Genomic DNA, 26,046 nt, shown 5'->3' on the forward strand with positions numbered 1-26,046 from the left:
AGACGAGGAATGCCGCGCTTGACTCCACGACACCCCAGAAAAAGCCAGCTCAAGCCCGCCCTGCGGTCGCTCTGCGCTACGTTCCTGATAGCTTCACAGGTGCTGTTGCCAACATCGGCCCTGGCGCAGATGCAGGTGCTGCCCGGCCTTGGCGACGGCGGCGAGATGACCGCCAGCGCCGAACGCCACCTCGGCGACCAGATCGCCCGCGAGCTGTACCGCGACACCGACTACATCGACGACCCGGTGATCGCCGCCTACGTGCAGGACATCTGGCAGCGCCTGCTGGCGGCGGCCCGCGCGCGCGGCGAGCTCACGCCCGAGCTCGACGAGCGCTTCGCCTGGACGATCCTGCTGGGCCGCGACCGCAACATCAATGCCTTCGCGCTGCCCGGCGGCTACCTGGGGCTCAACCTCGGCCTCGTCGCCGCGGTCGGCAGCCGCGACGAGCTGGCCACGGTGCTCGGGCACGAGCTTTCGCACGTCACGCAGCGCCATATCTCGCGCATCATGACCCGGCAGGGCAAGCAGATGCCGTTGATGCTCGCCGGCCTGATCCTCGGGATGATCGCGGCCGGCAAGAGCCGCAACGGCGATGCCGGCCAGGCCGTGATGATGGGCAGCCAGGCGCTCTTTGCGCAAAACCAGCTGAGCTTCTCGCGCGACATGGAGCGCGAGGCCGACCGCATCGGCTTCGGCGTGATGACACAGGCCGGCTTCGCGCCGCAGGGCGCGGCCGCGATGTTCGAGAAGCTGCAGTACGCCTCGCGCCTCAACGACAACGGCTCGTACCCCTACCTGCGCAGCCATCCGCTGACCACCGAGCGCATCTCCGACATGCAGGGCCGCTTCCAGTTCCGCATGGACGCGGCGCCGCCGGTGCCGCTGGCGATGGACCACGCCATGATCGCCTCGCGCGCCCGCGTGCTGACGCGTCCGGGCGTCGACGTGCTCCGGCTCTGGGTCGAATCCGCCTCCAGCGGCGAGTTCGCGAAGAGTTCACCGGCCCAGCAGGCCGGCACGCTGTACGCGGCGGCGTTGTCGGCCAGGGAAATGCGCGACTACAAGACGGCCCGCGCGATGGCCGAGCGTTTGGCCGCGCGCACGGCGGACGATCCCGCCGCGGCGAAGCAGGCGCGCTGGCTCGGTGCGGAGATCGAGCTGGCCGCGGGCGCAGCGCCGAAGGCGGCCGCGCTGCTCGATGCCAGGTCGAAGGAGCGGCCCGAGATGCTGCTCGCGGCCGAAGCCGCGGCGGCAATGCGACAGCCCGCACCGATGGTTCCCGTGCTGCGCGATTGGGTCGCCGCGAACCCGCGCGATGCGGGGGCGTGGCATGCGCTCGCCACCCTCTACGGCGCGCAGAACGACACGCTGCGCGCGGTGCGCGCCGATGCCGAGGCGAACGTGGCGATCCTCGACTACCCGGCCGCGCGCGACCGCTTCAAGGCGGCCCAGGAAATCATCCGCCAGTCCAAGGTGGTCGATCACTACGAGGCGTCGATCGTCGACACCCGCGCACGGGCCGTGGAAGTGCTGGTGAAGGAGCAGGCGGCCGAGCCGCCGCTGAAGTAGCGGCTCCGCTCAGCGCCTGCCGGGTACCAGCCCGCCCAGCGCGGCCTCGATCAGCAGCCCCAGCAGCGAATACAGCAGCGAGCCGATCAGCGCGGCCAGGAAGCCGTTGACGTGGAAGCCGCCGAGCAGCCCCGACGCGGCCCAGAAAAGCAGCGCGTTGATCACGAACAGGAACAGCCCGAGCGTGATGACGGTGACTGGCAGCGTCAGCACCACCAGCACCGGCCGCACGACCATGTTGAGCAGGCCGATCACCGCGGCCGCGATCAGCGCGGAGCCGAAGCTGGCGACCTGGACGCCGCTGTAGAGATAAGCCACCGCCAGCAGCGCGACGGCGCTGAGCAGCCATTTGAGGATGATGCGCATATGGCAGGCAGGATACCCCAGGGCCTGCAAAACAACGAGCCCCGATGCGTTGCCGTACCGGGGCTCGTCGAGGGAGTCTCGTCCTGCCTTACTCGGCCAGCTCGTTCGCCAGCACCAGCAATGCACCCATGCCCATCACGGCGCCGGGAAAGGCCCAACCCGATTGATGGGCCGGTGTCTGCTCCGGCGTCACCGGTTCCAGGTCGACGCCGATCTTCGGGCGGCGCGCATCGACCACGTGGACGGCCGAATGCTCGCGCTTGAGCTGTGCCGTCAGTTCGGCCAGCGGGCCCTTGGCCAGCACCGGCGTCACCTGGCCGCCATTGCGCTCCAGCAGCGGCAGCATCTGCGCCTGCACCTTGCTGAACCACTTGGCGCGCCAGTTCTCGCGCGCGCTGTGGCTCACCCACTTGCTGATGCGATGCGTCATGCGCGGCGCACAGGCCACCAGCACCCAATGGCGTGCCACGACGCTGTTCGCGTCCGGCGCAAGTTCGGCGAACTGCTCACAGGCGTAGGTGACGTCGTCGACATAAAGAATGACCTTTTCCATGGGTGCTCCTTCAGGTAGTTAGAGTGACAGAGACTGGTTCGGACACGAAGTTCGGGGCAGGGAAGCGACCACCGGCGTTCAGCCGGCCGTCACTGCCTGTTCTTCGGACTTGTTGCGGGCATGCCGCGCGGCCACCCACTTGCCGATCGCCAGCACCAGCAGCGCACCGGCCACGCCGGCGGCGTACTTGACCACGTCGGTCTGCGGCACCTTCGGCACCCAGGTCCAGGCGGCGCTGTTCGCCAGCGCGGGGTCGGACACGGCCATCGTGCCGGCGATCCAGCCCAGCAGCATGCCGCCCAGCGTGATGATCATCGGGAAGCGGTCCATCAGCTTGATGACCAGCTGGCTGCCCCAGACGATGATCGGGATGCTCACGAGCAAGCCGAAGATCACGAGCGGCATCTGGTGGCTGTCGCCTGCACCTTGCGCGGCGCCTGCAATGGCGATGACGTTGTCGACGCTCATCACGAGGTCGGCCACGATCACGGTCTTGACCGCGCCCCAGAGCTTGTCGCTGCCGGTGATGTTGCCGTGTGCGTCGTCATGATCGGGGGCCAGCAGCTTCACGCCGATCCACAGCAGCAGGATCGCGCCCACCAGCTTCAGGAACGGAATGGCCAGCAGGGTCAGCGCGAAGAAGATCAGGACCACGCGCAGCACGATGGCGCCGGCGGTACCCCACAGGATGCCCTTGGTGCGTTGGGCCGGCGGCAGCTTGCGGCAGGCCAGCGCGATGACGACGGCGTTGTCGCCGCCCAGCAGGATGTCGATCATGATGATCTGACCGACCGCGACCCAGAACTCCGGGGTCATGAACATTTCCATAGATTCCTCTTTTGTCTTCGCGCCCCTGTCTCTCCCTTCAGAGGCGACGACGGAGGCGCATGCAGATGCGTTTCGATTCATCCCATGCAGGGAAGGTCGAAAGCGAGGAATGAAGGCCGGGTGACACCGGGGGCTCCAGAGACTGGCGACGCTTCGACCAAACCTGCACAGGTTCAAATCGAAGGTCTCGCTCGACAGCGCTGCGTGCGAGTGCACGTACGTTGTCCGACAGGCCGGAAGTGTTTTGCTTCGTATTGACGACCTGACGATTCGCGCTGCGGTGGACAGCGGTCGGGAGCTACTCCCCTTCGTGGGGGAATTAGAGCATCGAAGTTCGCGGCGGCGCAATCGAAAGTTTTCAGGGATTTAAAGAGAACTGCTTCAAGAGGCGCATGAACATTGGTGGCGACGCTCTTGTTTTGGTAGCAATCTTGTCCCTTCGCCGCTTCGGGACATTGCCGGACTATGATCGCCGTCCGCTGCTTTTTCATGCCCCATGGCCGCCATACACATCACCGACATCGAGGCCGCCATCAACCACTGGCGAGAGAAGACGCCGTCGCCCGATGGCGTCACGCTCGGCCCTGAATTGCGCGCGCTGGCCGAGGTCTACGCGCTCATGGTCTTCCATCACGAGGACGAGGTCGACGAGCTCGGTTTCCCGCCCAAGGCCTGGGCCGCGTGGATGGCCTGGTACGAGAGCACGCCCGACACGCCCTGCATCGCGATCTGCTCGACCAGCCAGGGCGACGACGAATGCAAGGGCTGCGGCCGCAGCTTCGACGAGGTGCAGCACTGGCCCGCCATGACGCCCGTCGAGAAGCGCGCCACGTGGCGCCGCATCACGATGGAAGATTCCGCCTGGCGCTTCAACCGCTATGCCGAACGCGCACGCGAGGCCGAGCCCCCGCCGCCATCCGCGGCCGAGCCCGAATTCGACCCCGACGACGAGAAGAACTGGGCGCCCTGACCATGCGCCGCCTCGCGCAAGCCCCCAACCTCGCGATCGCGGCCGTGTGGGTGCACGCCTTGCGCGAAGAGGGCGTGGCCGCCACCGTGCAGCGCGAGTTCCTCGGGGCGGTGATGGGCCAGCTGCCGCCCGACCAGTGCCTGCCCGAGATCTGGATCGACGACGAAACCCAGTTCGACCTGGCCAGGCGCCTGCTGCATGAACTGCAGCACCGCCCGCAGCGCAGCTGGCGGTGCGCGTGCGGCGAGCAGGTCGAAGGCGGCTTCGAGCAGTGCTGGCAGTGCGGCGCGATGATGCCGGCGGCTTAGCCGTGCGGGCCTACTTCCACTTGAGCAACTCGACGTCGATGCTGTTCACCCCGTCGCCCAGCGTCAGCGTGTTTTCCTGGATCGTCGCCTGCAGCTGCATGCTGCGCTGCGCCAGCGCGGCCAGCGCCTGCGAGGCATTCGTCGGCACGCGATAGACCTTCAGGTTCTGCGGCCGCGTGAGCTTGTTCTCGATGCCGCGCCACCAGATCTCGGCCGCGTGGTTGAAGCAGTAGACGATCACCTCGTCCGCCTTGCCGCAGGCCTTGATGATGGGCTTGTCCTCCGGCTGGCCGACCTCGATCCAGATCTTCACTTCGCCCGTGAAGTCGCGCAGCCAGACGTCGGGCTCGTCGACGTTCGACAAACCGGCGCCGAAGGCCAGCGTGCCGTCGCCGTTGCACACGTCCTGCAGCTGGTGTGCGTTGAGCGCGAGCGCGACGAGCCGGATCATCATGCGTTCGTCGGTCTCGCTGGGGTGGCGCGCCAGGGTCAGCGCATGGTCGGCGTAGTAGCCGTGGTCGATGTCGGCCACCGCGAGGGTGGCCTTGAAGATGGTGGATTTGAGGGCCATGGGTGCGCGAGTGTATTAGTTGAGCCCGATCGCGCACCCGCCGTGCGTCAGAACGCCACGGAAGCCTGCAGGTAGATCGTGCGCGGCTGTCCCACGTACTTGCCGCCGTTGTTGTCCACCGAGCGGTTGAAGTAGCGGCGGTCGAACAGGTTCTTCACGCCCACCGCGAGCTTCAGGTTGCTCATCGATGGGCCGAAGTCGTAGGCCGCGCGCAGGTTCATCGTGGCGTAGCCGGGGATGTCGCCCAGCCGGCCGGTCGCGTCTTCCAGCGTGACGTACCTTGCGCCGTCGTCCGGCGAACCCGGCGAGCGCTGCTTCGACTGCGCGTAGATGTCGGCGTTGAAGGTCCACGGCCCGCGCTCGTAGCGCGCGCCCAGCGTCGCCACCTGGCGCGAATAGAAGGGCAGATCGCGCCCGGCGAAGGCGCCGGCCTTCGAGATGGCCTGCGTGTACGTGTAGGTGCCGGACACCGACAGCCCCTTGAGCGAGTCGCTCAGCGTGCCGAGGTCGTAGCGCAGCGCCGACTCCAGCCCGCGGTGGCGCGTCGCGCCCAGGTCGGTCCACTGGCCGACGTCGCCGGTGATGGAGCGCGCCAGCAGCAGCTCCTTGTCGAAGTTGATGTTGAACAGCGTGAGCTCGCCGCTCCAGGCCTCGCCCTTGTAGTGCGTGCCGATCTCGTACGTCTTGGCCTTCTCGGGGTGCAGCCCGGTGGTCGACTGCGCGAGCTGCGCGTACTGCTGCGGCCCGAACGAGACACCCGCGTTCGCGAACACCGACCAGCGATCGCTCATGCGATGGAGCACCGACAGCGTGGGCAGCCATTCGTCGGAGTCGATCTTCGGGTAGATCGCGTTGGTGACGCGGCCGTTGGTGAGGCTGTAGACGTCGTTGAACGAGCGGATCGATTCGTGCCGCACGCCGGGCGTGATCGTCCAGTTGCCGAAGTCGATGCGGTCGTCGATGTAGAACGCGTGCGCGGTCGTGCCCCCCTTGCTGGTCTGGTAGGCCGGGTTAGCCAGGCCGAAGGCGTCGAAGCCCGGGCGCGGCTGGTAGTAGGCGCTGCGCGTCGCGACTTCGGATGCCTCTTCCTTCAGGTAGCGGTAGCCGACGCTGACTTCCTGCACCACGCTGCCCGAATCGATCAGGCGCGAGTAGCGGGGTTCGACCGCGAAGGTCTTGTAGTTGCGCGGCGCCGAGGTGAGGCGGCGCCGGCCGCTGCTCGCACCGGTGCCTTCCTGCTCGAGAAAGCTGCTGCGGTAGGAGTCCGTGTAGTAGGTCAGCATCTCGAACTTGTTGATGCCGTCGTTGTGCGTGTACTTCACCGAGCCGTCGGTGCGGCGGCCGGTGAACTCGTCGAAGGGGCGGTCCGACTGGAAGGGGTTGGCCGCGAACTGCGCCGTCGTCAGGCCGCCGGGCATGCGGCCCTTGCCCTCGAAGTGGTGCAGCGTGACGGCGACGTCGTCGGTCTTCGAGATGCGGTAGGCGCCCTTGAGCATCAGGTCGTCGATGCTGGTGTGGTCGTTGCTCTGGCGGAAGCCGTCGCCGTGCGTGCCCGAATACAGCAGCGCCAGGCCCAGGCCGTTCTCGTTGGTGCCGCCGATGAAGAGGTTGGGCGTGGTCTTGGTGCCGCCGCCGTGCCCGGCGCTTTCCACGCCCACGTTCACCTCGCCCGAGAACGGCTTCGGGATCGCGCGCGACACGAAATTGATGATGCCGCCCACGTTCTGGGGGCCGTAGCGCACCGAGCCCGCGCCGCGCACCACGTCGACCGCTTCCAGGTTGCCCAGCGACAGCGGTGCCAGCGACAGCTGCGGCTGGCCGTAGGGCGCGTAGGCCAGCGGCACGCCGTCGAGCAACACGGTGGAGCGCGGCGACAGCCGCGAGGTCAGGCCGCGCACACCCACGTTGAGCGAGATGTCGCTGCCGCCGGTGCCGTTGCTCTCCTGAACCTGCACGCCGGGCATCTGGCGCAGCACGTCGCGCACGTTGGACGAGCCGCTTTCCTGGATCTGCTTGCGCTCGATGATGCTTCGGGCACCGGGATGCTCGAGCACCTTGGTTTCGCTGGGGCTGCCGAGCCAGTCGCCGGTGACGGTGACGGTTTCCAGCGACTTGGCCGCGTCGGCGGCAGCGGGCTCGGCCTCGGCGGCGAAGCCCTGCAGGCTCAGGGGAAGCAGCGCCATCGCGATGGCTGTGCGTTTGCGTGTGAACAACAAGGGAGATTCCTCCTGCGGTTTTTTGATGGTGAAGAAGTGGGTCGCGCGCGGCGTGGAGCCGTTCAGGGCGCCGTCCTGCCTCGGGCAAGCGTGTCGTTGTCGCGGGCGGCGCTCGCCACGGCGCGCCGGCGCCACCATAGCCAGCCGCCGCTCAGGCCCAGGCCGCCGAGCGCCAGGCCCAGCAGCGCCGTGAGCGTCTCGTGCAGCGGGCCGCCCAGCTCGCCGGTGTGCAGTGGGTAGATCACCGCCACCGCGCCGTTGCCCGCGTCGAGGTCCTGCCACTTGCGCGCGGCCAGCACCTCGCCCGTCACAGGGTTCAGCCACACCGAGCCGATGCCGTTCGGATGCGGGTCGTCCGAGAGGCGGAAGCGCACCCGCATCGGCCGGCTGGTCTTGGCGGGCACCTGGATGAAGCCGATGGGCTGGCCCGGGTACACCTGCCGGGCGCGGGCCACGAGCTCGTCCAGCGGCAGGCGCGGGCCGGCCGCCGCACCCTTGGCGATCACCGGCGGCTTCAGCGGCTGCTGCCCCATCGCGCGGGAGATCGCATCGCCCAGCGGCCGCCACGCCATGTACGCGCCCGTGGCCACCGACACCGCGATCAGCAGCCCGAGCACCGCGCCGCCGGTGCGGTGCAGGTCGAACAAGCCGCGCAGCAGCCCGCGGTTCAGCGCGATGCGCAGCGAGGGCGGCCAGCGCACCGGCCACCACAGCACGATGCCCGTGACCAGCAGGAACAGGTAGGCCAGCGCTGCGAAGGCGAGCACGCCCTTGCCGGTGTCGTCCAGCAGCAGGCTGCTGTGCAGCTCGAACAGGATGTTGTAGGCGCCCTCGTGCGTGCCGCGCCGCCCCTGTTCGGCGCCGGTGGAGGGGTCGAGGTAGAGCGTGCCTTCCCACTTGCCGCGCACCAGCACCCACAGCGTGTCGGTGGGCTTGCGCGGTGGGCGCAGCGTGAAGTTGGCGTCGGGGCCGAACTCGGCCGCGAGGCGCTGGCGCAGGGGCTCCAGCGGCAGCGCGGCCGTGGTGGCATCACCGGCCGAGCGGGCGATGAAGAAGTCGGGATGCGTCTGGCGGTCGAGCGGCAGCGCCATCACCAGCACGGCGCCGAGCAGGGCGGTGAGTGCGAGGATCGGACCGAGCGTGAGGCCGATCCAGCGATGAACCTTGAGCCAGAGGCGTCTCAGAGGGGTGCGCATGACCAACAGAGGAGCGGCGGGCCCCTCGGAGAATGTTGTTGGCTGGCGCCCCGCGGGGGCGTTGGCTGGAAAAGATAACCACCGACGCAAAACAGCCGCCTTCAGGCGGCTGGTGCATCGATACAGGAAGCCTAAATTCTACTGGCGAGTTCCGCCGCCTTGCCCACGTAGCTGGCGGGGGTCATGGCCAGCAGGCGGGCCTTTTCCTCCTCCGGAATGGCGAGCGAGCGGATCAGTCCGTGCAGCGCCTCGGCCGTCACGGTCTTGCCGCGCGTCACTTCCTTGAGCTGCTCGTAGGCGCCCTGCACGCCGAAGCGGCGCATCACCGTCTGGATCGGCTCGGCCAGCACTTCCCACGAGGCATCGAGGTCTTCGGCCAGCGCTTCCTCGTTCAGTTCGAGCTTGCCCAGGCCGGTGGCCAGGCTCGCGTAGGCCAGCGTGGCGTAGCCGAAGGCCACGCCGATGTTGCGCAGCACCGTGCTGTCGGTCAGGTCGCGCTGCCAGCGGCTGATCGGCAGCTTCTCGCTCAGGTGGCGCAGCACCGCGTTGGCCAGGCCCAGGTTGCCCTCGGCGTTCTCGAAGTCGATCGGGTTGACCTTGTGCGGCATCGTCGAGGAGCCGATCTCGCCCTTCTTGAGCCGCTGCTTGAAATAGCCCAGGCTCACGTAGCCCCAGATGTCGCGCGAGAAGTCGATCAGGATCGTGTTGATGCGCGCGACGGCGTCGAACAGCTCGGCCATGTAGTCGTGCGGCTCGATCTGGATGCTGTACGGCTGGAAGTTCAGGCCCAGGCCCAGCGGCGCGGGCGTTTCGATCACCTTGCGGCTGAAGGCTTCCCAGTCGAAGTCAGGCCAGGCGGCCAGGTGGGCGTTGTAGTTGCCGACCGCGCCGTTCATCTTGCCCAGCAGCTGCACCGCGGCGATCTGCGCGCGGGCCTTCGACAGGCGCACCGTCACGTTGGCGATTTCCTTGCCGACCGTGGTCGGGCTGGCGGTCTGGCCGTGCGTGCGCGAGAGCATCGACACGCCGGCGAACTGGTGCGCCATTTCGCGCAGCTTGGTGATCAGGCCGTCGATGGCCGGCAGCACCACCTTGTCGCGCGCGGCCTGGATCTGCAGGGCGTGGCTGGTGTTGTTGATGTCCTCGCTGGTGCAGGCGAAGTGCACGAACTCGGCGGCTGCGAGCAGCTCGGGCCGGGCTTCGAACTTGGACTTGATCCAGTATTCGACCGCCTTCACGTCGTGGTTGGTGGTTTTCTCGATTTCCTTGATGGCCAGTGCGTCGGCCTCGGAAAAATGGGACACGAGGCCCAGCAGGTACTTGCGGGCGCCGCCCGTGAGGGGCTTGAATTCGGCGAAGCCGCAGTCGGACAGCGCAATGAACCACGCCACTTCGACTTGCACGCGGCGGTGCATATAGCCCTGTTCGCTCATCAGCGGGCGCAGTGCCGCGAGTTTGGCCGCATAGCGGCCGTCAAGGGGGGAGAGGGCGGAGACGGTGGAAAAGCTCATGCCCGAATTTTAGGCGGCCGCCGGTCCGTGGGGTGGTCCCGACAGATTGGGGCCGATTCGGGCTCCGGTTTCCTCGTTCACCTAAAATGACTCTCAACAAACGTCATTTAAGCAGGGAGAGAGTCTTCATGAAACTGATCGGATCCGCCGCCAGCCCTTATGTGCGCAAGGTGCGCGTGGTGCTGGCGGAGAAGCGGCTCGATTACCAGTTCGTGCTCGAGGACGTTTGGGCCTCCGACACCACGATCTCCCATTCCAACCCGCTCGGCAAGGTTCCCTGCCTGATCATGGAAGGCGGCGAGGCGATGTTCGACTCCCGCGTGATCGTCGAATACCTGGACACCCTCTCGCCGGTCGGCAAGCTGATTCCCCAGCAAGGCCGGGAGCGCGCCGAGGTCAAGACCTGGGAGGCGCTGGCCGATGGCGTCATGGACGCCGGCGTGCTCTGGCGCCTGGAAGCCACCTGGGCCGGGCGCAGCGACGGCGAGCGCAGCGCAGCCTGGATCGAGCGCCAGCGCAACAAGGTCGAGGGCGGCATTGCCGCGATGGCCAAGGGCCTGGGCGACAAGCCCTTCTGCAGCGGCATCCATCTGAGCCTGTCGGACATCGCGGTGGGCTGCACGCTGGGCTGGCTGGACCTGCGCTTTCCCGATATCGACTGGCGGGGGGAGCACGGCAACCTGGCCAAGCTGTACGACAAGCTGATGCTGCGGCCCAGCTTCATCGACACCAAACCCTGAAAAAAGGCGCCGCGAGGCGCCTTTTCAACGTCTGCGGCTGGAAGACAAAAATGCTGCGAGGCGCCCCGACGCGAAGGAGGGAGGGAGGGAGGAGGAGAAGAATCGCCTCGGGATTTCGACCGGACGACAAGCGCCCGGAAGACCTCGCAACATGAAAACGGGTGGGCAATCGCTGCCCACGCGATTTAGGAGCGCGGCATCCGCTGCACGGTTCCCGCTCGTTTGGTAAACGTTTGTGTCGCCAAATTCACCACGACCGGACGTGTCGGTGTCAATTGGGTCCGAGCTGCTTCTCGATGACGTTCACGAAGCCGTTCTCATCGGGCGCCGTCATGCTCGACCACGCCTGTACGACCTTGCCGTCGCGGCCGATCAGGTATTTGTAGAAATTCCACTTCGGCGTGGTGCCCGAGGCCTGCGCGAGCTGCTTGAACAGCGGATTGGCGTCGGTGCCGCGCACCGACGACTTGGCGAACATCGGGAATTTCACCCCGAAAGTGCTTTCGCAGAAGTCGGCAATTTCCTTGTTGGAGCCCGATTCCTGGGCGAAGTCGTTCGACGGAAAGCCCAGCACCACGAGCCCGCGCGCGCGATATTTCATGTCCAGCGACTCCAGCCCCTTGTATTGCGGGGTGAAACCGCAGAAGCTGGCCGTATTGACCACCAGAACCACTTTGCCGGAATACTGGCACAAAGACTGGGGTTTTTCGTCCTGCAGCCTTGGGAAGGTGTGTTGCAGGATTGCAGGACATCCCGCGGCCTCTGCCGGAGCGGGTGCCGCGGAGGCTGTCTGGGCGTGGGCCGGCAGCATCGAAACGAGGCCCGCCACGAGGGAAACCGCGGGGGCGCATCGCCAGAGCGTCGACAATAAGAAAAGGGTTCGCATCGCGGGATCCTGGTTCAAAAAGGAGATGTGCATCCGTGCCGCAGCGGCGCGTATATCCGCATCATCGCGCGTCTGTCATGGTCGCGCCAAACGGGCCGACTAAAATCGGCGGCCATAGAAAGACATTGATGCTCTATCCGGAACTCTTCAGACAACTCGAATCCGTCCGTTGGGACATGGACAAGGACATTCCCTGGCAGTCGTTCGACGCTTCCTTGCTGTCGGAAGAGCAGGCCCAGACCATCAAGATGAATGCCATCACCGAGTGGGCGGCGTTGCCGGCCACCGAGATGTTCCTGCGCGACAACCGCCACGATAGCGACTTTTCCGCTTTCATGTCGATCTGGTTCTTCGAGGAGCAGAAGCATTCGCTGGTGCTCATGGAGTACCTGAAGCGCTTCAGCCCCAAGCACGCGCCCACCGAGCAGGAACTGCACGAAGTGCGCTTCGACTTCGACCCGGCCCCGCCGCTCGAAACCCTCATGCTGCATTTCTGCGGCGAAATCCGCCTCAACCACTGGTACCGCCGCGCCGCCCAGTGGCACACCGAGCCGGTCATCAAGCACATCTACACCACGCTGAGCCAGGACGAAGCCCGCCACGGCGGCGCCTACCTGCGATACATGAAGCGCGCGATGGAGAAGTTCGGCGACGAGGCCCGTGCCGCCTTCACCAAGGTCGGCGTGCTGATGGCCAGCGCGCGCCGTACCGCGCAGGCGCTGCATCCGACGAATCTGCACGTCAACAAGGCGCTGTTCCCCAACGACACCATCCAGAGCCGCATGCCCGACCCGGACTGGCTGGAGCACTGGCTCGACAAGCAGATCAAGTTCGACGCCGTCTGGGAAACCAAGGTCGGCGAGCGCATCCTGCACAACCTGAGCCTGCTGATGAACCGCAGCTTCAAGACCGTGCAGGAGCTGAACCGGTACCGCAAGGAAATCGCGGCCACCCTCGGCCCCAAGCCTGAATACCAAGGCGCATAGCTGTTGTTCGCCCCCAGGCTGCGCGCACTTCGTGTCGCTTCGCCAGCCCCCTGCGGCGGGCGGCCGTGCGCGGCGGCCCTGCCGGAAATGCCGCCCTCTCTTTAGGGGTTGTCACAAACCTCGGCTGTCATCCGTCTTATGGCCATGGACGACCCGACCCTCACCTTCGACAGCCACCGCGGCCGCCTGCAGGGCATCGCCTACCGCATGCTCGGCTCCATGGCCGAGGCCGAAGAGGTCGTGCAGGACGCCTGGCTGCGCTGGCACGAAGCCGACAAGGCCAGCTTCGACAGCGCCGAAGCCTGGCTCGTGACCGTCGTCACCCGCCTGTCGATCGACCGGCTGCGCGCCGCCAAGGTCCAGCGCGAGCACTACATCGGCGCCTGGATGCCCGAGCCTGTGCTGACCGATGCGCCGGAAAGCCCCGAACAGCTGCTCGAGCGCGCCGACAACATCTCCGTTGCCTTCCTCGCGGTGCTGGAGCGCCTCGCGCCCGAGGCCCGCGCCGCCTTCCTGCTGCGCGAAGTGTTCGACGCCGACTACGACGAAATCGCCCGCACGCTCGGCAAGAGCGAGGCCGCCTGCCGCCAGCTCGTGCACCGCGCCAAGGCGCAGGTGCAGGAGGGGCGCCCGCGCTTCAGCGTGCCGCGCGAAACGCACCAGCGCCTGCTGCGCGCCTTCGCCGACGCCGCCGCGCGCGGCAGCCTGCAGGACCTGAAGGCGCTGATGGCCGAGGACGTCGAACTCATTGGCGACGGCGGCGGCAAGGTGCAGAGCTTCAGCAAGATCCTGCGCGGCAGCCAGCGCCTGGCGCAGCTCTACTTCGCGCTCTGGCGCCGCCTGGGGCCGGCGGTGCGCATGGAGCTGGTCGAGATCAACGGCGAGCCCGGGCTGCTGCGCTTCGTCGACGGCGCACTCGAATCGGCCCAGACCTTCGAGATCGAGGACGAGCGGATCGTGCGCATCCGCGCGCAGCGCAACCCGGACAAGCTGGCGCACATCGCACGCCTGTATTTTTCTTCGCCGAAAGAATAATTTCGCGCGGTGTGTCACAAGGCGCTCGGCCGGCACGTCTTCAGGGGGTAGGCAGATTCGTTTCAACCCACTCATTGGAGTCAGAGCACCATGAACAGCACCCCCCGTCTCAACTGGTACAAGACCGTCCCCAAGGCCTTCCAGGCCATGCTCGGCGTGAACGGCGCCTACGAGGCCACCACGCTCGGCAAGACGCTGCTCGACCTGGTCTACGCCCGTGTCTCGCAGATCAACGGCTGCGCCTATTGCCTCGACATGCACGTGCGCGACCTGCGCCAGCAGGGCGAAGACTGGCAGCGCATCAACAGCCTCGCGACCTGGCGCGAAGTGAGCTTCTTCAGCGAGCGCGAGCGTGCTGCCTTCGCCTGGGCCGAAACGCTGACGCGCCTGTCCGAGCACCATGGCGGCCGCGACGCCGAGTTCGAGGCGCTGCGGGCGCATTTCAGCGAGGTCGAGATCGCCGAGCTTTCCGTCGCCATCGCGCAGATCAATGCCTGGAACCGCATGGGCGTCGGCATGCGCATGCCGGTGGCCGTCAAGGCCATGCCCTGAGCCGTCGCCGAGGCGGCCTCGGGGCAGCGCTCAGCGGCGCTCCACCACCATCGGCGAGATGCGCAGGCTCTCGCGCAGCTGCGTGACTGCCTCGCCGGCCGCATTGCGCGAGGTGAAGGGACCGGCCTGCAGCCGGTGCGTGCCAGCCTCGCTGAAAACCCGCAGCTGCGATGCCAGCGAAGGCACGCCGCGGGACGCCTGGTTCTGCAGGCTCTCGGCACCTTCGCGCTCACGGAACGCGCCGAGCTGAACCCAGAAGCCCGGCAGGGCGGTGGACGGTGCGGGCGCTCCGGCCGCCGGCAGCGCGGATGGTAAAGGTGCGGCCTGCAGCGGCGCGAGGTCGTTCACCACGATGGCCTGGCGTGGCGGCGTGGAAGGCGGCCACTGTGCCGATTCGGTTTCGGTGCCTGGCGGATTGCCCGTCGCCATCGGTGTCTGCGGCGCGACCGGCATCGTCGACGCGGGCGGCGGCATGTCGTTGTCCGCCGCGGCTATCGGCGCCACCCATTCGGCCGGCACCCGCACTTGCTGCGCGCTCGCCGCACGTGCCGCCGGCACCCGCGCGGAGACGGGCACGAGGGCGGGCGCAGCGGCGTAGGCCGTGCCGGCGTCGCGCCGCCATGCGCCGGTGCGGATGTCCTCGTTCGTGATCCGCTCGATCTCCACAGGCGCCACGCCGCGCAGCAGGTCGAGCTTCAGCGCGGCCGTGTAGCTCAGGTCGATGACGCGGCCGTCCACGAAGGGCCCGCGGTCGTTCACGCGCACGATCACCTCGCGCCCGTTGGCGGGGTTGCGCACGCGCACGTAGCTCGGCAGCGGCAGCGTCTTGTGCGCGGCGGTCATTGCGTACATGTCGTAGGGCTCGCCGCTCGAAGTGGATGCCGCATGGAACTTGCGGCCATACCAGGAGGCCAGCCCCGATTCGCGGAAGGGCCGGTCGTCGGTGATCGGCTGGTAGCCGCGGCCCAGCACGGTGTACGGCTTGCTGGTGCCGCCGCTGGCACGGATGGATTCGATGCGGGGCTCGGCGTCGGGCACGCTGGCGAGGTCCGGCGGAATGTTCGTGCCTGGCCCGTCGCGGCCGCTGGCAACGCCGCCGCCGCCGCTGCGCGGACCGCTGGCGCAGCCCGCAAGAAGGATGGCGACGGCGACCGCGCACGCGGCCAGCGCGGTGGTGGCGGGAGAACGGACGCCGTCAGCCAAATACGGCCTTCCATAGTGCCAGCATCGCGTCGCGCTCGGCGGCCAGTGCGGGCGGTGTGACCTGGGTCGGCTCTTCGTTCAGGCGCGCGCGATGCTGCACGCGGCGCAGCTCGCGATAGGCCCGTGCCGCATTGCGGCCCACGCCTTCAGGCAGCAGTCCCGCGAGTTCGGCGCGCAGCAGCAGGGCGATGTTGCCCACGTTCGGAATCAGCTCGGGGTGCTCGCCCGACGACGACAGCACCAGGAACTGCACCGCGAATTCGGCGTCGACCATGCCGCCGGGGCTGTGCTTCACGTCGAACCGGTCGGCCTTCACGGGCCGCGCGCCACGCAGCTTGTCGCGCATCGCGATGATCTCGGCCTTCAGCGCCTCGCGGTCGCGCGGCGACACCAGCACGGCCTCGCGCACCTGGTCGAAACGCGCGCCGAGTTCGGCGCCGTGGTCCTCGCTGCCGAGCACGAAGCGCGCGCGCGTCATGGCCTGGTGTTCCCAGGTCCACGCGGTATTGCTGCCGCGGCCGAGCTGGTACTTTTCGTAGGCTTCGAAGCTGGTGGTCAGCAGGCCCGAGTTGCCGTTGGGACGCAAGGCGGTATCGATCTCGAACAGGTCGCCTTCGCGCGTCTTCACCGTGAGCCAGTTGATGAGCTTGCGCACATAGGCGGCGTAGACCTCGCCGGCGCGCTCGTCGTCGTCGTCATAGACGAACACGATGTCGAGGTCGCTGCCGTAGCCCAGTTCCTTCCCGCCCAGCTTGCCGTAGCCGATGATCGCGAACTGCGGCACCTCGCGGTGCCGGTTGCGCACGTGCGGCCAGCACCAGTGGGCGGTCACGCGCAAAGTGGTGTCGGCCAGCGCGCTCAGGTCGTCGGCCACCTGCTCGACCGTGATGCGGCCATCGACGTCGCGTGCCAGCGTGCGGAACACCTCGGCGTGGTGGGCGTGGCGCAGCAGGTTCAGCAGGCGCTCTTCGTCGGCTTCGCCGGTGCGGGTGAGCGAGGCGTGGCGCGCCTCGAGCTCGCGCTCGAACTCGGCGGCCACGAAGCGGCCCGACAGCATTTCGTCGCTCGCCAGCTCGTCGATCACGCCCGGGTGCTGCATCAAGTAGCGCGCGGGCCACTTCGCGGCGCCGAGCAGGCGCAGCAGGCGTTGCTGCACGGCCGGGCGTTCGACCAGCAGCGCGAGGTAGCTCTCGCGGCGCAGCAGCGGTTCGATCCAGTCGGCCCAGCGCAAGGCCGCGTCGACATGGCGCGGCGTTTGTCCCGGGCCGTCGCCATCGGGCTCCTTGAGCCATTGGCCGGTGCGCTGCACCAGCTGGCGCAGTCGCCCGCGCGTCTCCTCGCGCAGGGCGAGCACGCGCGGCGTTTCGCACCAGTCGCGGATGCGGTCGGCGAAGGCGGCTGGCAGATCGTCGAGCAGATCGGCGAGATCGGCCGGCGCGGCGGAGGCCTTCTTGCCATTGCACTTGCCGTTGCAGGGCTTCTCGCCGCCGAGCAGCTTGTCGAACTCCTGCGCGACGAACTCGCGGTGCGTGTCGAGCTGCTCGAGGAAGGCGCAGCAGTCGTAGCCCATGGTCTGGGCAATCCAGCGCAGGTCGTCGTCGGACACCGGCAGCGCGTGGGTCTGCTGGTCGTCGAGGTATTGGATGCGGTGCTCCACGCGGCGCAGGAACTCATAGGCCGCCGCCAGCGCATCGGCGGTTTCCTGCGGCATGAGGTTGGCGCGCGCGAGGCGCTGCAGCGCATCGAGCGTGGGCCGCGTGCGCAGTTCGGGGAACTGGCCGCCGCGCACCACCTGCAGCAGCTGCACGGTGAACTCGATCTCGCGGATGCCGCCGCGCGACAGCTTCACGTCGTTGGCGCGCTCGGGCCGCCCGGCGCTGCGGCGCGCCGACTGCTCGCGGATCTGCCGGTGCAGCACGCGCAGCGAATCGAACACGCTGTAGTCGAGGTAGCGCCGGAACACGAAAGGCAGCACCGCGCCGCGCAGCCCCTGGGCCTGGCCCGCGAGCACGATGTCGCGCGGCGCCACCACCCGGCTCTTCATCCAGGCGAAGCGCTCCCACTCGCGGCCCTGCACCTGGAAATATTCTTCGAGCGCATCGAGCGAGACCACGCTCGGGCCCGAATTGCCGTTGGGCCGCAGCGCCAGGTCGACACGGAACACGAAGCCGTGCTCGGTGGTGTCGCCCACCAGCGCGTAGATGCGCTTCACGGCGCGCCCGAAGTATTCCTGGTTCGACAACCGGCCGCGGCCGTCGGCATCGCCGGCGGTTTCGCCGTCGACGTCGTAGAGGTAGATCAGGTCGATGTCGCTCGACACGTTGAGCTCGCGCGCGCCGAGCTTGCCCATGCCGACGATCCACAGCTGCGAGCGCTGGCCTTCGGGGCCAAGCGGGGCGCCGTGCGCGGTGTCGAGTTCGTGGCAGGCGTCCTGGCACGCAATATCGAGTGCCAGCTCGGCCAGTTCGGTGACGGCGGTGGTCACCACGGCCAGCGGCGCCTGTTCGTCGCAGTCGAGGGTCACGAGCCGCTCCATCACGAGCTGCCGCACAATCCGCAGTGCATCGCCGACGTTGTCCCCACGCCGGCGCAATGCCTCGTAAGCCACCATCATCGACTCGCGCCGCGGCGCACCAGGGGGAAGCAATGAAAGCTCGGCCGCATACCTGCGACGCAGGCGCTGCACGAAGCGTGAGTAAGAAGATGACGCGGCCTGCGTCGAAGTGTCTGGCAAGTGGTTCACACTGATGCTGGTTTCCGTGGAACCCCTCTGAATGCTGGCGGTCATAATTCCCGACACAGCGCGATCCTCAATGAACGACACGGCGTCTTCCCCTTCACGTCTGCTCAAATTAACCGCTGTGACAGCGCGCTGGCTGCTGAGTCTGTTGATCGCTGCATGGCTTCTGCTGGCGCTGTCAGTCGTTGTCCTACACGCGTGGATTGTGCCGCGAATCGGCGATTTCCGCGGTGCACTGGAGGCACAGGCTAGCAAGGCGATCGGCGTGCCGGTCCGCATCGGATCGATCACCGCCCGCTCCGAAGGGCTTTTCCCGGCCTTCGAATTGCGCGACGTGGTGCTGCTCGACGCCGGCAAGCGCGAGGCCCTGCGCCTCGTGCGCGTGGTGGCCAGCGTGTCGCCGCGCTCGCTCTGGAGGCTCAACTTCGAGCAGCTCTACATCGAGGGACCGCAACTCGACGTGCGCCGCGACACTCAGGGAAAACTCCATGTGGCCGGTTTGCACATGGCGACCGACACGAGCGGAGAAACTCGCGGTGCCGACTGGTTTTTTGCCCAGCGCGAACTGGTCATCGAAGGCGGCACCGTGCGCTGGACCGACGAGCAGCGCCAGGCCGAACCGCTGCTGCTGACGGACGTGCGCTTCGTCGCGCGCAACAGCGCCCGGCGCCACGGGCTGCGGCTCGACGCCACGCCGCCGGCCGGCTGGGGCCAGCGCTTCACCCTGCGCGGCCAGTTCCGCCAGCCGCTGCTGTCCATCCGCAGCGGCCACTGGCAGACCTGGGACGGCCAGCTCTATGCCGACCTGCCCTACATCGACGTGACCCGGCTGGGCCAGTACGTGTCGCTCGACGCCCGCATCCGCGAAGGCAACGGCGCGCTGCGCGTGTGGGCCGACGTGGACGACGGCCAGGTCGTCGGCGGCGCGGCCGACCTGGGGCTCGACAAGGTCGACGTGTCGCTCGACAAGGGCCTGCAGCCGCTGGTGCTGCGCACCGTCACCGGCCGCCTCGCGGGGCAGCTCACCGAGGAGACGCTGGAGTTCTCGACCACCGCGCTGCAGTTCGACACCAGCGACGGCCTGCGCTGGCCCGGTGGCAACCTGTGGCTGCAGCACACGCCGAACCGGGGCCGCACGCCCGAGCACGGCGCGCTGCGCGCCGACCGCCTCGACCTGGCTGCGCTGGCCCTCATCGCCGACCGGCTGCCATTGGGCGATGCCACGCACCGCATGCTCGACGCCTACGCGCCGCGCGGCCTCGTCGAGCGTGTCGACCTGAACTGGCAGGGCCCGCTGGGGGCGCCCAGCCGCTACCAGGCCAAGGGCCGCGTCAGCGGCCTGCGCATCGCCTCGCAGCCCGGCAGGCTGGATGCGGCGGCCACACCGCCCAAGACCCGTCCCGGCACCCCCGGCCTGAGCGGCGCCGCGGTCGACTTCGACGCCTCCCACACCGGCGGCACCGCCACGCTCGCCATCGCACAGGGCACGCTCGAATTCCCGGGCGTGTTCGAAGAGCCGGTCATTCCCATCGACCGGCTCTCGGCGCAGCTGCAATGGAAGCTCGACAACGGCAACGCGCAGCTGCAGCTGTCGAAGCTGCGCTTCGCCAACACCGACGCCGAGGGCGATGCCGAAGCCACCTGGCGCACCAGCGACCCGGCCGTCTCCAGCGGCCACGGACGCTTTCCCGGCGTGCTCGACCTGCAGGGCAAGCTGACCCGCGCCGACGGCACGCGCGTGTTCCGCTACCTGCCGCTCGACATTCCGCAGCACACGCGCGACTACGTGCGCAACGCCGTCACCAAGGGCGTCGCCAGCAGCGTCGACTTCCGCGTGCGCGGCGACCTGCACGACATGCCCTTCATGGACCCGAAGCAGGGCGACTTCCGCATCGCCGCCAAGGTGGCCGACGTCAACTACGCCTACGTGCCGCCGTCCTCCGCGCCGCTGCGCAACGGCACGCCCGCCCCGGTGTGGCCGCCGCTCACCGGCCTGTCGGGCGAGCTCGTGTTCGAGCGCGCCGGCATGCTGGTGCGCAACGCGCGCGGCCGGATCGTCGGTGCACCCGGTGTCGAGATCACCAAGGCCGAGGCGCAGATCGCCGACATGTCGCACCATGCCTCGATGCTGCGCGTCGATGCGCAGGCCAAGGGGCCGCTCGGCGAGGTGCTGCGCGCGGGCGCGCCGCTGGCCGGCGAAACCGGCGAGATCATGCGGACCGCGCGCGCCACCGGTTCGGCCGACTACAAGCTGCACCTCGAACTGCCCCTCGCGGCCATGGAAAACGCCAAGGTGCAGGCCACTGTGGCGCTGGCCGACAACGAGCTGCAAGTCGTGCCCGAGGCGCCTTCGCTCACGCAGGCCAAGGGCACGCTCAGCTTCACCGAAACCGGCTTTTCGCTTGCCGGCGTGCAGGCCAGGCTGCTCGGCGGCGACATCCGCGTCGAAGGCCGCGGCCGCTTCACCGGCCCGAATCGCGAGGTGGCCCTGAAGGCGCAGGGCACGGCCACGGCCGAGGGCCTGCGCGGTGCGCGCGAGGTCGACTGGCTCGCTCGCCTCGCGAAGAAGGCGACCGGCAGTACACCCTATGCGGCCACTTTCTCGATGCGCGACGGCACGCCCGAGTTCTCGCTCACCAGCAGCCTGCAGGGCCTGGCGCTGCAGCTGCCGCCGCCGCTCGTGAAGACGGCCGAAGAGCAGATGCCGCTGCGCATCGAGAAAAAGGTGCTCGCGCGCGAAACCACGAAACAAGGTGCCATCGTCGCCACGCAGGACCAGCTCTCGCTCGACCTCGGCCGCGTCGGCGCCGTCCAGTACGTGCGCGATCTCGCTGGCAACGAGGCGCGCGTGCTGCGCGGCAGCATCGGCGTCGGCCTCGCGGCCGGCGAGACGGCCAGCCTGCCCGACAAAGGCGTGTTCGCGAACGTCAACGTCGCCAAGCTCGACATGGCGGCATGGCAGGCGCTGCTCGGCGAGGCGACCGGCACCGAGACGGCGGAGCGCGCCGACGACCCCTCGCAGGCCTACCTGCCCACGCGCATCGCGGTGCGCGCGCAGCAGCTCGGCATCGCGGGCCGCACGCTGCACAACGTGGTGCTCGGCGGTACGCGCGACGGCGCTGTCTGGCGCGCCAACATCGACGCCACCGAACTCAGCGGCTATGCGGAATACCGCCACGCGCAGGCCGGGCGCCTCCATGCGCGGCTCGCGCGGCTGAAGATCGCACCGGCCGAGGCCACGCAGGTCGAGACCCTGCTCGACGAGCAGCCCGGCACCCTGCCGGCGCTCGACATCGTGATCGACGATTTCGAGTTGCTCGGCAAGCGCCTGGGCCGCGCCGAGATCGACGCGGTCAACCGCGGGGGCGCGAGCCGCGAATGGGCGCTCAACAAGCTGACCTTCACCATGCCGGAGGCCAGCTTCGTGGCCAAGGGCAGCTGGGCGGCGGTGCCTGGTGCCGCGGCCGGCCAGCGCCGCACCGCCATGACGTTCAAGCTCGACATCAGCGATGCCGGCGACCTGCTCACGCGCTTCGGCATGCCGGGCGTGCTGCTGCGCGGCCGCGGGCGGATCGAGGGCGATGTCAACTGGCGCGGTTCGCCGTTCTCGCTCGACTACCCGAGCCTGGGCGGGCAGCTGCAGGTCGACGTGGAGCAGGGCCAGTTCCTCAAGGCCGACCCGGGCCTGGCCAAGCTGCTCGGCGTGCTGAGCCTGCAGGCGCTGCCGCGCCGGCTCACGCTCGACTTCCGCGACGTCTTCAGCCAGGGCTTCGCCTTCGACTTCATTCGCGGCGACGCGAAGATCAACAAGGGCATCGCCAGCACCAACAACCTGCAGATGAAGGGCGTCAACGCCGCCGCGCTGATGGACGGCTCGGCCGACATCGTGCGCGAGACGCAGAACCTGCGCGTGGTGGTGGTGCCCGAGATCAATGCGGGCACGGCCGCGCTCGTGGCCACCGCCATCAACCCGGCCATCGGCCTGGGCACCTTCCTCGCCCAATGGGTATTGAGCAAGCCGCTGGCGGCGGCCGCCACGCAGGAGTTCCATATCGAAGGCACCTGGGCCGACCCCAAAATAGCGAAGGTGCCGCGCACGCTGCAACTGCTGCCCCAGAGCATTCCGGCCATCCCCGGCCTGCCGGGTTCGCCGGCCGCGAACGAAGGCAAGAAGACGGAGACCACGCAATGAAAGTCGCAGCCATCCAGATGGTGTCGGCCATCGCCCGCGAAGCCAACCTCGCTCGCGCCCACGGCCTGCTCGCGCAGGCGGCCGCGGCCGGCGCCGAGCTGGCGGTGCTGCCCGAGTATTTCTGCATGATGGGCGCGCGCGACACCGACAAGCTGGGCCTGCGCGAGACCGCCGGCGCCGGCGCGGTGCAGGGCTTCCTGGCCGACGCGGCGCGCGAGTTCGGCCTGTGGATCGTCGGCGGCACGCTGCCTATCGAGAGCACCGACGCCGAGCATGTGTTCAACAGCTCGCTGGCCTTCTCGCCCGAGGGGCGGTGCGTGGCGCGCTACGACAAGATCCATCTCTTCTTCTTCGACAACGGCACCGAGCGCTACGACGAGCGCCGCGTCATCGCGCCCGGCACGCAGCCCGTGGTGTTCGACCTGCCCTCGCGCGACGGCCACAGCTGGCGCGTGGGCATGAGCGTGTGCTACGACCTGCGCTTTCCCGAGCTCTACCGCGCGCTCGCGAAGCAGGGCGCCGACCTGCTGCTGGTGCCCAGCGCCTTCACGCGCACTACCGGCGCCGCCCACTGGGAGGTGCTGCTGCGCGCCCGCGCCATCGAGAACCTGGCCTGGGTGGTCGCACCCGCGCAGGGCGGCACGCACGAGAACGGCCGCCGGACCTGGGGCCAGTCGCTGGTCGTCGACCCCTGGGGCGCGGTGGTCGCGCAGCAGGCCAGCGAAGAAGGCGTGGTGCTGTTCGACATCGATGCCGCGAGGGTCGAGAGCACGCGCGCGCAGTTGCCCGTGCTTTCGCACCGCGTTCTCTAGCGATGTCCGATGCGCTGCTGACCGTCGCACCGCAGCGGTGGGCGCTGCTGGCGTTCGCGCGGCTGCGCTCGCTGTGGCAGCGCTGGTTCCTGTGGCTGCTGATGGCGGTGCTGGTGTCGGTATTGCTGGTGACGGTGGTGTGGCTCGCCGGCCGGCACGAGGTCGAGCAGGTGCAGGCCGCGCTCGACCGCGACACCGCCGACGCCGTCTCCGACCTGCGCAGCGGCTTCCAGCGCAATGCGCAGAGCCTGCGCGCCACGCAGGCCGCGGGCGCCGACCGCACACAATGGTCCACGGCCGCGGCCGCGCTGCTGCGCGAGCACCGCGAATGGCTGCGGCTCGAATGGCGCGATGCCGCCATGCGCACGCAGCAGGCCGTCAACACGCCCTACCGCATGCGCCTCCTCGACGAGGAGAGCCGCGGCCCCGAGCAGTCCGACGTGACGCTGGCCTGCGCCGCCGCGCGCAAGCTCGGCGCGCCGGCCTATTCGCCGAGCCACTACGTGCCGATCGCCGGTGGCGGCGGCATCGAGGTGATGGAGCTGTGCCTGCCGATCGATGGCGGCGGCTACCTCGTGGCGAGCTACTCGCTGCGCGATGCGCTGATCGAGCTGGTCGGCCCCACGCTCACGCGCGGCCAGGAAGTGGCATTCACCGAGGCCGACGGCACGCGGCTGGTGGCGCTCGGCAGTTCGCGGCGAGTCGGTACGCGGGTGTTCACCTCGCAGCAGCTGATCGACCTGCCGGGCGCCGCGCTGATGCTGCGCGTCGACGGCTGGCGCGCCGCGCCCGACCTGTTCCCGAACATGCTCACCGCGCTGGTCACGGCAATCTCGATCGCGCTGGTGTCGGTGCTGGTGCTGCTCGCGCGCGACACGCGCAGGCGCCTGCGCGCCGAGCGCGACCTGGCCGACGCGCTGGCCTTCCGCAAGGCGATGGAAGACTCGGTCATCACCGGCCTGCGCGCGCGCGACCTGCAGGGCCGCATCACCTACGTGAACCCGGCCTTCTGCGAGATGGTCGGCTTCAGCCCCGAGGAGCTCATGGCGGACAGCGCCGACGCACCCTATTGGCCGACCGAACTGGCGCACGAGTATCAGCAGCGGCAGGCCCGGCGCCTTGCCGGCGGCATGCCGCCGCGCGAAGGCTTCGAGTCGGTCTTCATGCGCAAGGACGGCACGCGCTTTCCGGTGCTGATCTTCGAAGCGCCGCTGATCAACGCCCACAAGGTGCAGACCGGCTGGATGAGCGCGTTCATCGACGTGAGCGAGCAGCGCCGCATCGAGGAGCTCTCGCGCGCCAGCCAGGAGCGGCTGCAGGCCAGCGCACGGCTGGCGACCGTCGGCGAGATGGCATCGTTGCTGAGCCACGAGCTCACGCAGCCGCTGGCCGCCATCGCCAGCTATGCGAGCGGCTCGCTCAACCTGCTCGGCCCGCATGCGAAGGGCGACCAGGGCGAAGTGGCGATGGCGGTGAGGCGCATCGCCGAGCAGGCCGATCGCGCGGGCCAGGTCATTCGCAGCGTGCACGACTTCGTGCGCCGGCGCGACCGCACGCGCGAGGCCGTCGCGCCGCAGGCGCTGATCGACGCGGTGCTGCCGCTGGTGCGGCTGCAGGCGCGCAAGCTCGGCGTGACCATCGAGGTGGTGCTCGAGGACCGCCTGCCGGCGGCCATGTGCGACCGCACGCTGGTCGAGCAGGTGCTGCTGAACCTCGCGCGCAATGCAATGCAGGCCATGGACGGCCCCGACAACGCCGGCAGCCGCGTGCTGCGGCTGCGCGTGGCGCGTGCCGTCGCGGTGGGGGGCACGGGACAGGAAGACGGGCGGCGCTGGCTCGAATTCTCGGTGGCCGACCTGGGTAGCGGCATCGGCGAGGACGTGGCCGAGCGGCTCTTCACCCCCTTCTTCACCACGCGCGCCGACGGCATGGGGCTCGGCCTGAGCCTGTGCCGCACGGTGGTGGAGCAGCACGGCGGGGCGCTGGTGTTCGAGCCGAACAAGCCGCGCGGCACCGTATTCCGTTTCACGCTGCCGGCCGCTTGACGGCGCCCTTCAGACGATCAATCTTCTGCTGGATCCCATGACATGCAACCACTGATCGACGGTTTGATCTTCATCGTGGACGACGACGCCAGCGTGCGCGAGGCGCTGGCCTGGCTGCTGCGCTCGCGCCGCCTGGCCAGCGAGCACTTCGGCAGTGCCGAGGCGTTCGAGCAGTTCCTCGACCAGGGCCCGCTGCCCGCACAGCCGCTGTGCCTGCTGCTCGATGTGCGCATGCCCGGCACCAGCGGGCTGGTGCTGTTCGACCGGCTGGCCGAGCGCGGCCTGCTGCCAGCGATGCCGGTGATCTTCCTGACCGGCCACGCCGACGTGCCGACGGCCGTCGATGCGGTGAAGCGCGGTGCCTTCGATTTCTGCGAGAAGCCGTTCTCGGACAACGCGCTCGTCGACCGCATCGAGCATGCGTTGAGTGCGTCGCTGCAGGCGCTGGAAGTGCAGCGCCTGCGCCGCGGACTGAGCGAGCGCATCGCCGAGCTGACCGACCGCGAGCGCGACGTGATGCGGCTCGTGGTCGAGGGCCTGCCGAACAAGCTGATCGCCGACCAGCTCGCGATCAGCGTGCGCACGGTGGAAGTCCACCGCGCGCGCGTGTTCGAAAAAATGGAAGTGAAGTCAGCCGTAGAACTAGCCAACCGCCTCAGAGATCTTTAACGGCGGCGCCCGGCCTCTTCCAAGCGAACACCGCGGAACCGGCTTTGCCGGGCCGCAGGTGTTGCCCCCTGCAAGGGGGTTGGCGAAGCGACACG

At 68.6% G+C, this 26,046-nt stretch carries 21 protein-coding genes; 11 read left to right on the forward strand and 10 right to left on the reverse strand.

The genetic code is table 11. From position 1 onward, the window contains the following. Positions 1–9 precede the first annotated feature (9 nt). Positions 10–1,572 (forward strand): M48 family metalloprotease, encoded by a 1,563-nt coding sequence (locus PMI12_RS02530; protein WP_042672688.1) that lies wholly within the window; start codon positions 10–12, stop codon positions 1,570–1,572. A gap of 9 nt (positions 1,573–1,581) precedes the next feature. Here the strand turns inward: PMI12_RS02530 and PMI12_RS02535 are convergent, their stop codons facing one another. The 3 genes from PMI12_RS02535 to PMI12_RS02545 form a co-directional block, all read right to left on the reverse strand. Further along, positions 1,582–1,938: a phage holin family protein gene (locus PMI12_RS02535; protein ID WP_007828766.1), complete on the reverse strand. Its 357-nt coding sequence runs from the start codon at positions 1,936–1,938 to the stop codon at positions 1,582–1,584. Positions 1,939–2,026: 88 nt separating this feature from the next. Continuing rightward, positions 2,027–2,491, reverse strand: coding sequence for a hypothetical protein (locus tag PMI12_RS02540; RefSeq protein ID WP_007828775.1), 465 nt, complete (start codon positions 2,489–2,491; stop codon positions 2,027–2,029). Between the two features lie 78 nt (positions 2,492–2,569). Further along, the gene (locus PMI12_RS02545) at positions 2,570–3,319 is read right to left on the reverse strand and encodes a TerC family protein (RefSeq protein WP_042672689.1); all 750 of its coding nucleotides are present in this window, start codon (positions 3,317–3,319) and stop codon (positions 2,570–2,572) included. A gap of 496 nt (positions 3,320–3,815) precedes the next feature. Here PMI12_RS02545 and PMI12_RS02550 point away from each other — a divergent pair, with 496 nt between their 5' ends. Then, positions 3,816–4,289, forward strand: coding sequence for a DUF3717 domain-containing protein (locus tag PMI12_RS02550; RefSeq protein ID WP_007828781.1), 474 nt, complete (start codon positions 3,816–3,818; stop codon positions 4,287–4,289). A 2-nt stretch (positions 4,290–4,291) separates the two neighbouring features. After that, positions 4,292–4,597: a putative signal transducing protein gene (locus PMI12_RS02555; protein ID WP_007828783.1), complete on the forward strand. Its 306-nt coding sequence runs from the start codon at positions 4,292–4,294 to the stop codon at positions 4,595–4,597. Between the two features lie 10 nt (positions 4,598–4,607). On the opposite strand, the gene PMI12_RS02560 is transcribed toward PMI12_RS02555, so the two are convergent. The 4 genes from PMI12_RS02560 to purB all read right to left on the reverse strand — a co-directional run bounded on the left by PMI12_RS02560 (position 4,608) and on the right by purB (position 10,091). Further along, positions 4,608–5,168 carry a YaeQ family protein gene (locus PMI12_RS02560; RefSeq protein WP_007828784.1) on the reverse strand — a complete coding sequence of 187 codons (561 nt, stop codon included), beginning with the start codon at positions 5,166–5,168 and terminating at the stop codon, positions 4,608–4,610. 47 nt (positions 5,169–5,215) lie between these two features. After that, positions 5,216–7,351 carry a TonB-dependent receptor family protein gene (locus tag PMI12_RS02565; protein ID WP_193386529.1) on the reverse strand — a complete coding sequence of 712 codons (2,136 nt, stop codon included), beginning with the start codon at positions 7,349–7,351 and terminating at the stop codon, positions 5,216–5,218. A gap of 95 nt (positions 7,352–7,446) precedes the next feature. After that, positions 7,447–8,580 carry a PepSY-associated TM helix domain-containing protein gene (locus tag PMI12_RS02570; protein ID WP_007828787.1) on the reverse strand — a complete coding sequence of 378 codons (1,134 nt, stop codon included), beginning with the start codon at positions 8,578–8,580 and terminating at the stop codon, positions 7,447–7,449. Positions 8,581–8,711: 131 nt separating this feature from the next. Then, positions 8,712–10,091 (reverse strand): adenylosuccinate lyase, encoded by a 1,380-nt coding sequence (gene purB / locus PMI12_RS02575; protein WP_007828788.1) that lies wholly within the window; start codon positions 10,089–10,091, stop codon positions 8,712–8,714. 128 nt (positions 10,092–10,219) lie between these two features. Here purB and PMI12_RS02580 point away from each other — a divergent pair, with 128 nt between their 5' ends. Continuing rightward, positions 10,220–10,831 (forward strand): glutathione S-transferase N-terminal domain-containing protein, encoded by a 612-nt coding sequence (locus tag PMI12_RS02580; RefSeq protein ID WP_007828789.1) that lies wholly within the window; start codon positions 10,220–10,222, stop codon positions 10,829–10,831. Between the two features lie 271 nt (positions 10,832–11,102). Here PMI12_RS02580 and PMI12_RS02585 read toward each other — a convergent pair whose 3' ends face one another. Then, positions 11,103–11,717, reverse strand: a complete 615-nt coding sequence (locus tag PMI12_RS02585) for a glutathione peroxidase (protein ID WP_007828791.1) — start codon at positions 11,715–11,717, stop codon at positions 11,103–11,105. 128 nt (positions 11,718–11,845) lie between these two features. Here PMI12_RS02585 and PMI12_RS02590 point away from each other — a divergent pair, with 128 nt between their 5' ends. The 3 genes from PMI12_RS02590 to PMI12_RS02600 all read left to right on the forward strand — a co-directional run bounded on the left by PMI12_RS02590 (position 11,846) and on the right by PMI12_RS02600 (position 14,290). Further along, the gene (locus tag PMI12_RS02590; RefSeq protein WP_042672690.1) at positions 11,846–12,703 is read left to right on the forward strand and encodes a ferritin; all 858 of its coding nucleotides are present in this window, start codon (positions 11,846–11,848) and stop codon (positions 12,701–12,703) included. 144 nt (positions 12,704–12,847) lie between these two features. Then, positions 12,848–13,738, forward strand: coding sequence for an RNA polymerase sigma-70 factor (locus PMI12_RS02595; protein ID WP_007828795.1), 891 nt, complete (start codon positions 12,848–12,850; stop codon positions 13,736–13,738). A 90-nt stretch (positions 13,739–13,828) separates the two neighbouring features. Continuing rightward, positions 13,829–14,290: a carboxymuconolactone decarboxylase family protein gene (locus PMI12_RS02600; protein ID WP_007828797.1), complete on the forward strand. Its 462-nt coding sequence runs from the start codon at positions 13,829–13,831 to the stop codon at positions 14,288–14,290. 30 nt (positions 14,291–14,320) lie between these two features. On the opposite strand, the gene PMI12_RS02605 is transcribed toward PMI12_RS02600, so the two are convergent. Both PMI12_RS02605 and glnE read right to left on the reverse strand, forming a co-directional pair. Then, complete coding sequence (locus PMI12_RS02605) at positions 14,321–15,493, reverse strand: septal ring lytic transglycosylase RlpA family protein (protein ID WP_007828799.1); 1,173 nt, start codon at positions 15,491–15,493, stop codon at positions 14,321–14,323. Continuing rightward, the gene (gene glnE / locus PMI12_RS02610) at positions 15,486–18,281 is read right to left on the reverse strand and encodes a bifunctional [glutamate--ammonia ligase]-adenylyl-L-tyrosine phosphorylase/[glutamate--ammonia-ligase] adenylyltransferase (RefSeq protein WP_042672691.1); all 2,796 of its coding nucleotides are present in this window, start codon (positions 18,279–18,281) and stop codon (positions 15,486–15,488) included. The genes PMI12_RS02605 and glnE overlap by 8 nt, the downstream gene beginning before the upstream one ends. Before the next feature lie 25 nt (positions 18,282–18,306). Between glnE and PMI12_RS02615 the strand changes: the two genes are divergently transcribed. The 4 genes from PMI12_RS02615 to PMI12_RS02630 are packed head-to-tail and all read left to right on the forward strand — an operon-like array spanning position 18,307 to position 25,951. Next, complete coding sequence (locus PMI12_RS02615; RefSeq protein ID WP_007828804.1) at positions 18,307–22,425, forward strand: YhdP family protein; 4,119 nt, start codon at positions 18,307–18,309, stop codon at positions 22,423–22,425. Then, positions 22,422–23,237 carry a carbon-nitrogen hydrolase family protein gene (locus PMI12_RS02620; protein WP_007828805.1) on the forward strand — a complete coding sequence of 272 codons (816 nt, stop codon included), beginning with the start codon at positions 22,422–22,424 and terminating at the stop codon, positions 23,235–23,237. The genes PMI12_RS02615 and PMI12_RS02620 overlap by 4 nt, the downstream gene beginning before the upstream one ends. A 2-nt stretch (positions 23,238–23,239) precedes the next feature. Next, positions 23,240–25,282: a two-component system sensor histidine kinase NtrB gene (locus PMI12_RS02625; RefSeq protein ID WP_007828806.1), complete on the forward strand. Its 2,043-nt coding sequence runs from the start codon at positions 23,240–23,242 to the stop codon at positions 25,280–25,282. 42 nt (positions 25,283–25,324) lie between these two features. Continuing rightward, a complete protein-coding gene (locus tag PMI12_RS02630; protein ID WP_007828807.1) occupies positions 25,325–25,951 on the forward strand; it encodes a response regulator transcription factor in 627 nt (208 codons plus the stop codon). The last annotated feature ends 95 nt before the right edge of the window (positions 25,952–26,046 follow it).

Source organism: Variovorax sp. CF313, from assembly GCF_000282635.1.
In the GTDB taxonomy this organism is placed as follows: domain Bacteria; phylum Pseudomonadota; class Gammaproteobacteria; order Burkholderiales; family Burkholderiaceae_C; genus Variovorax.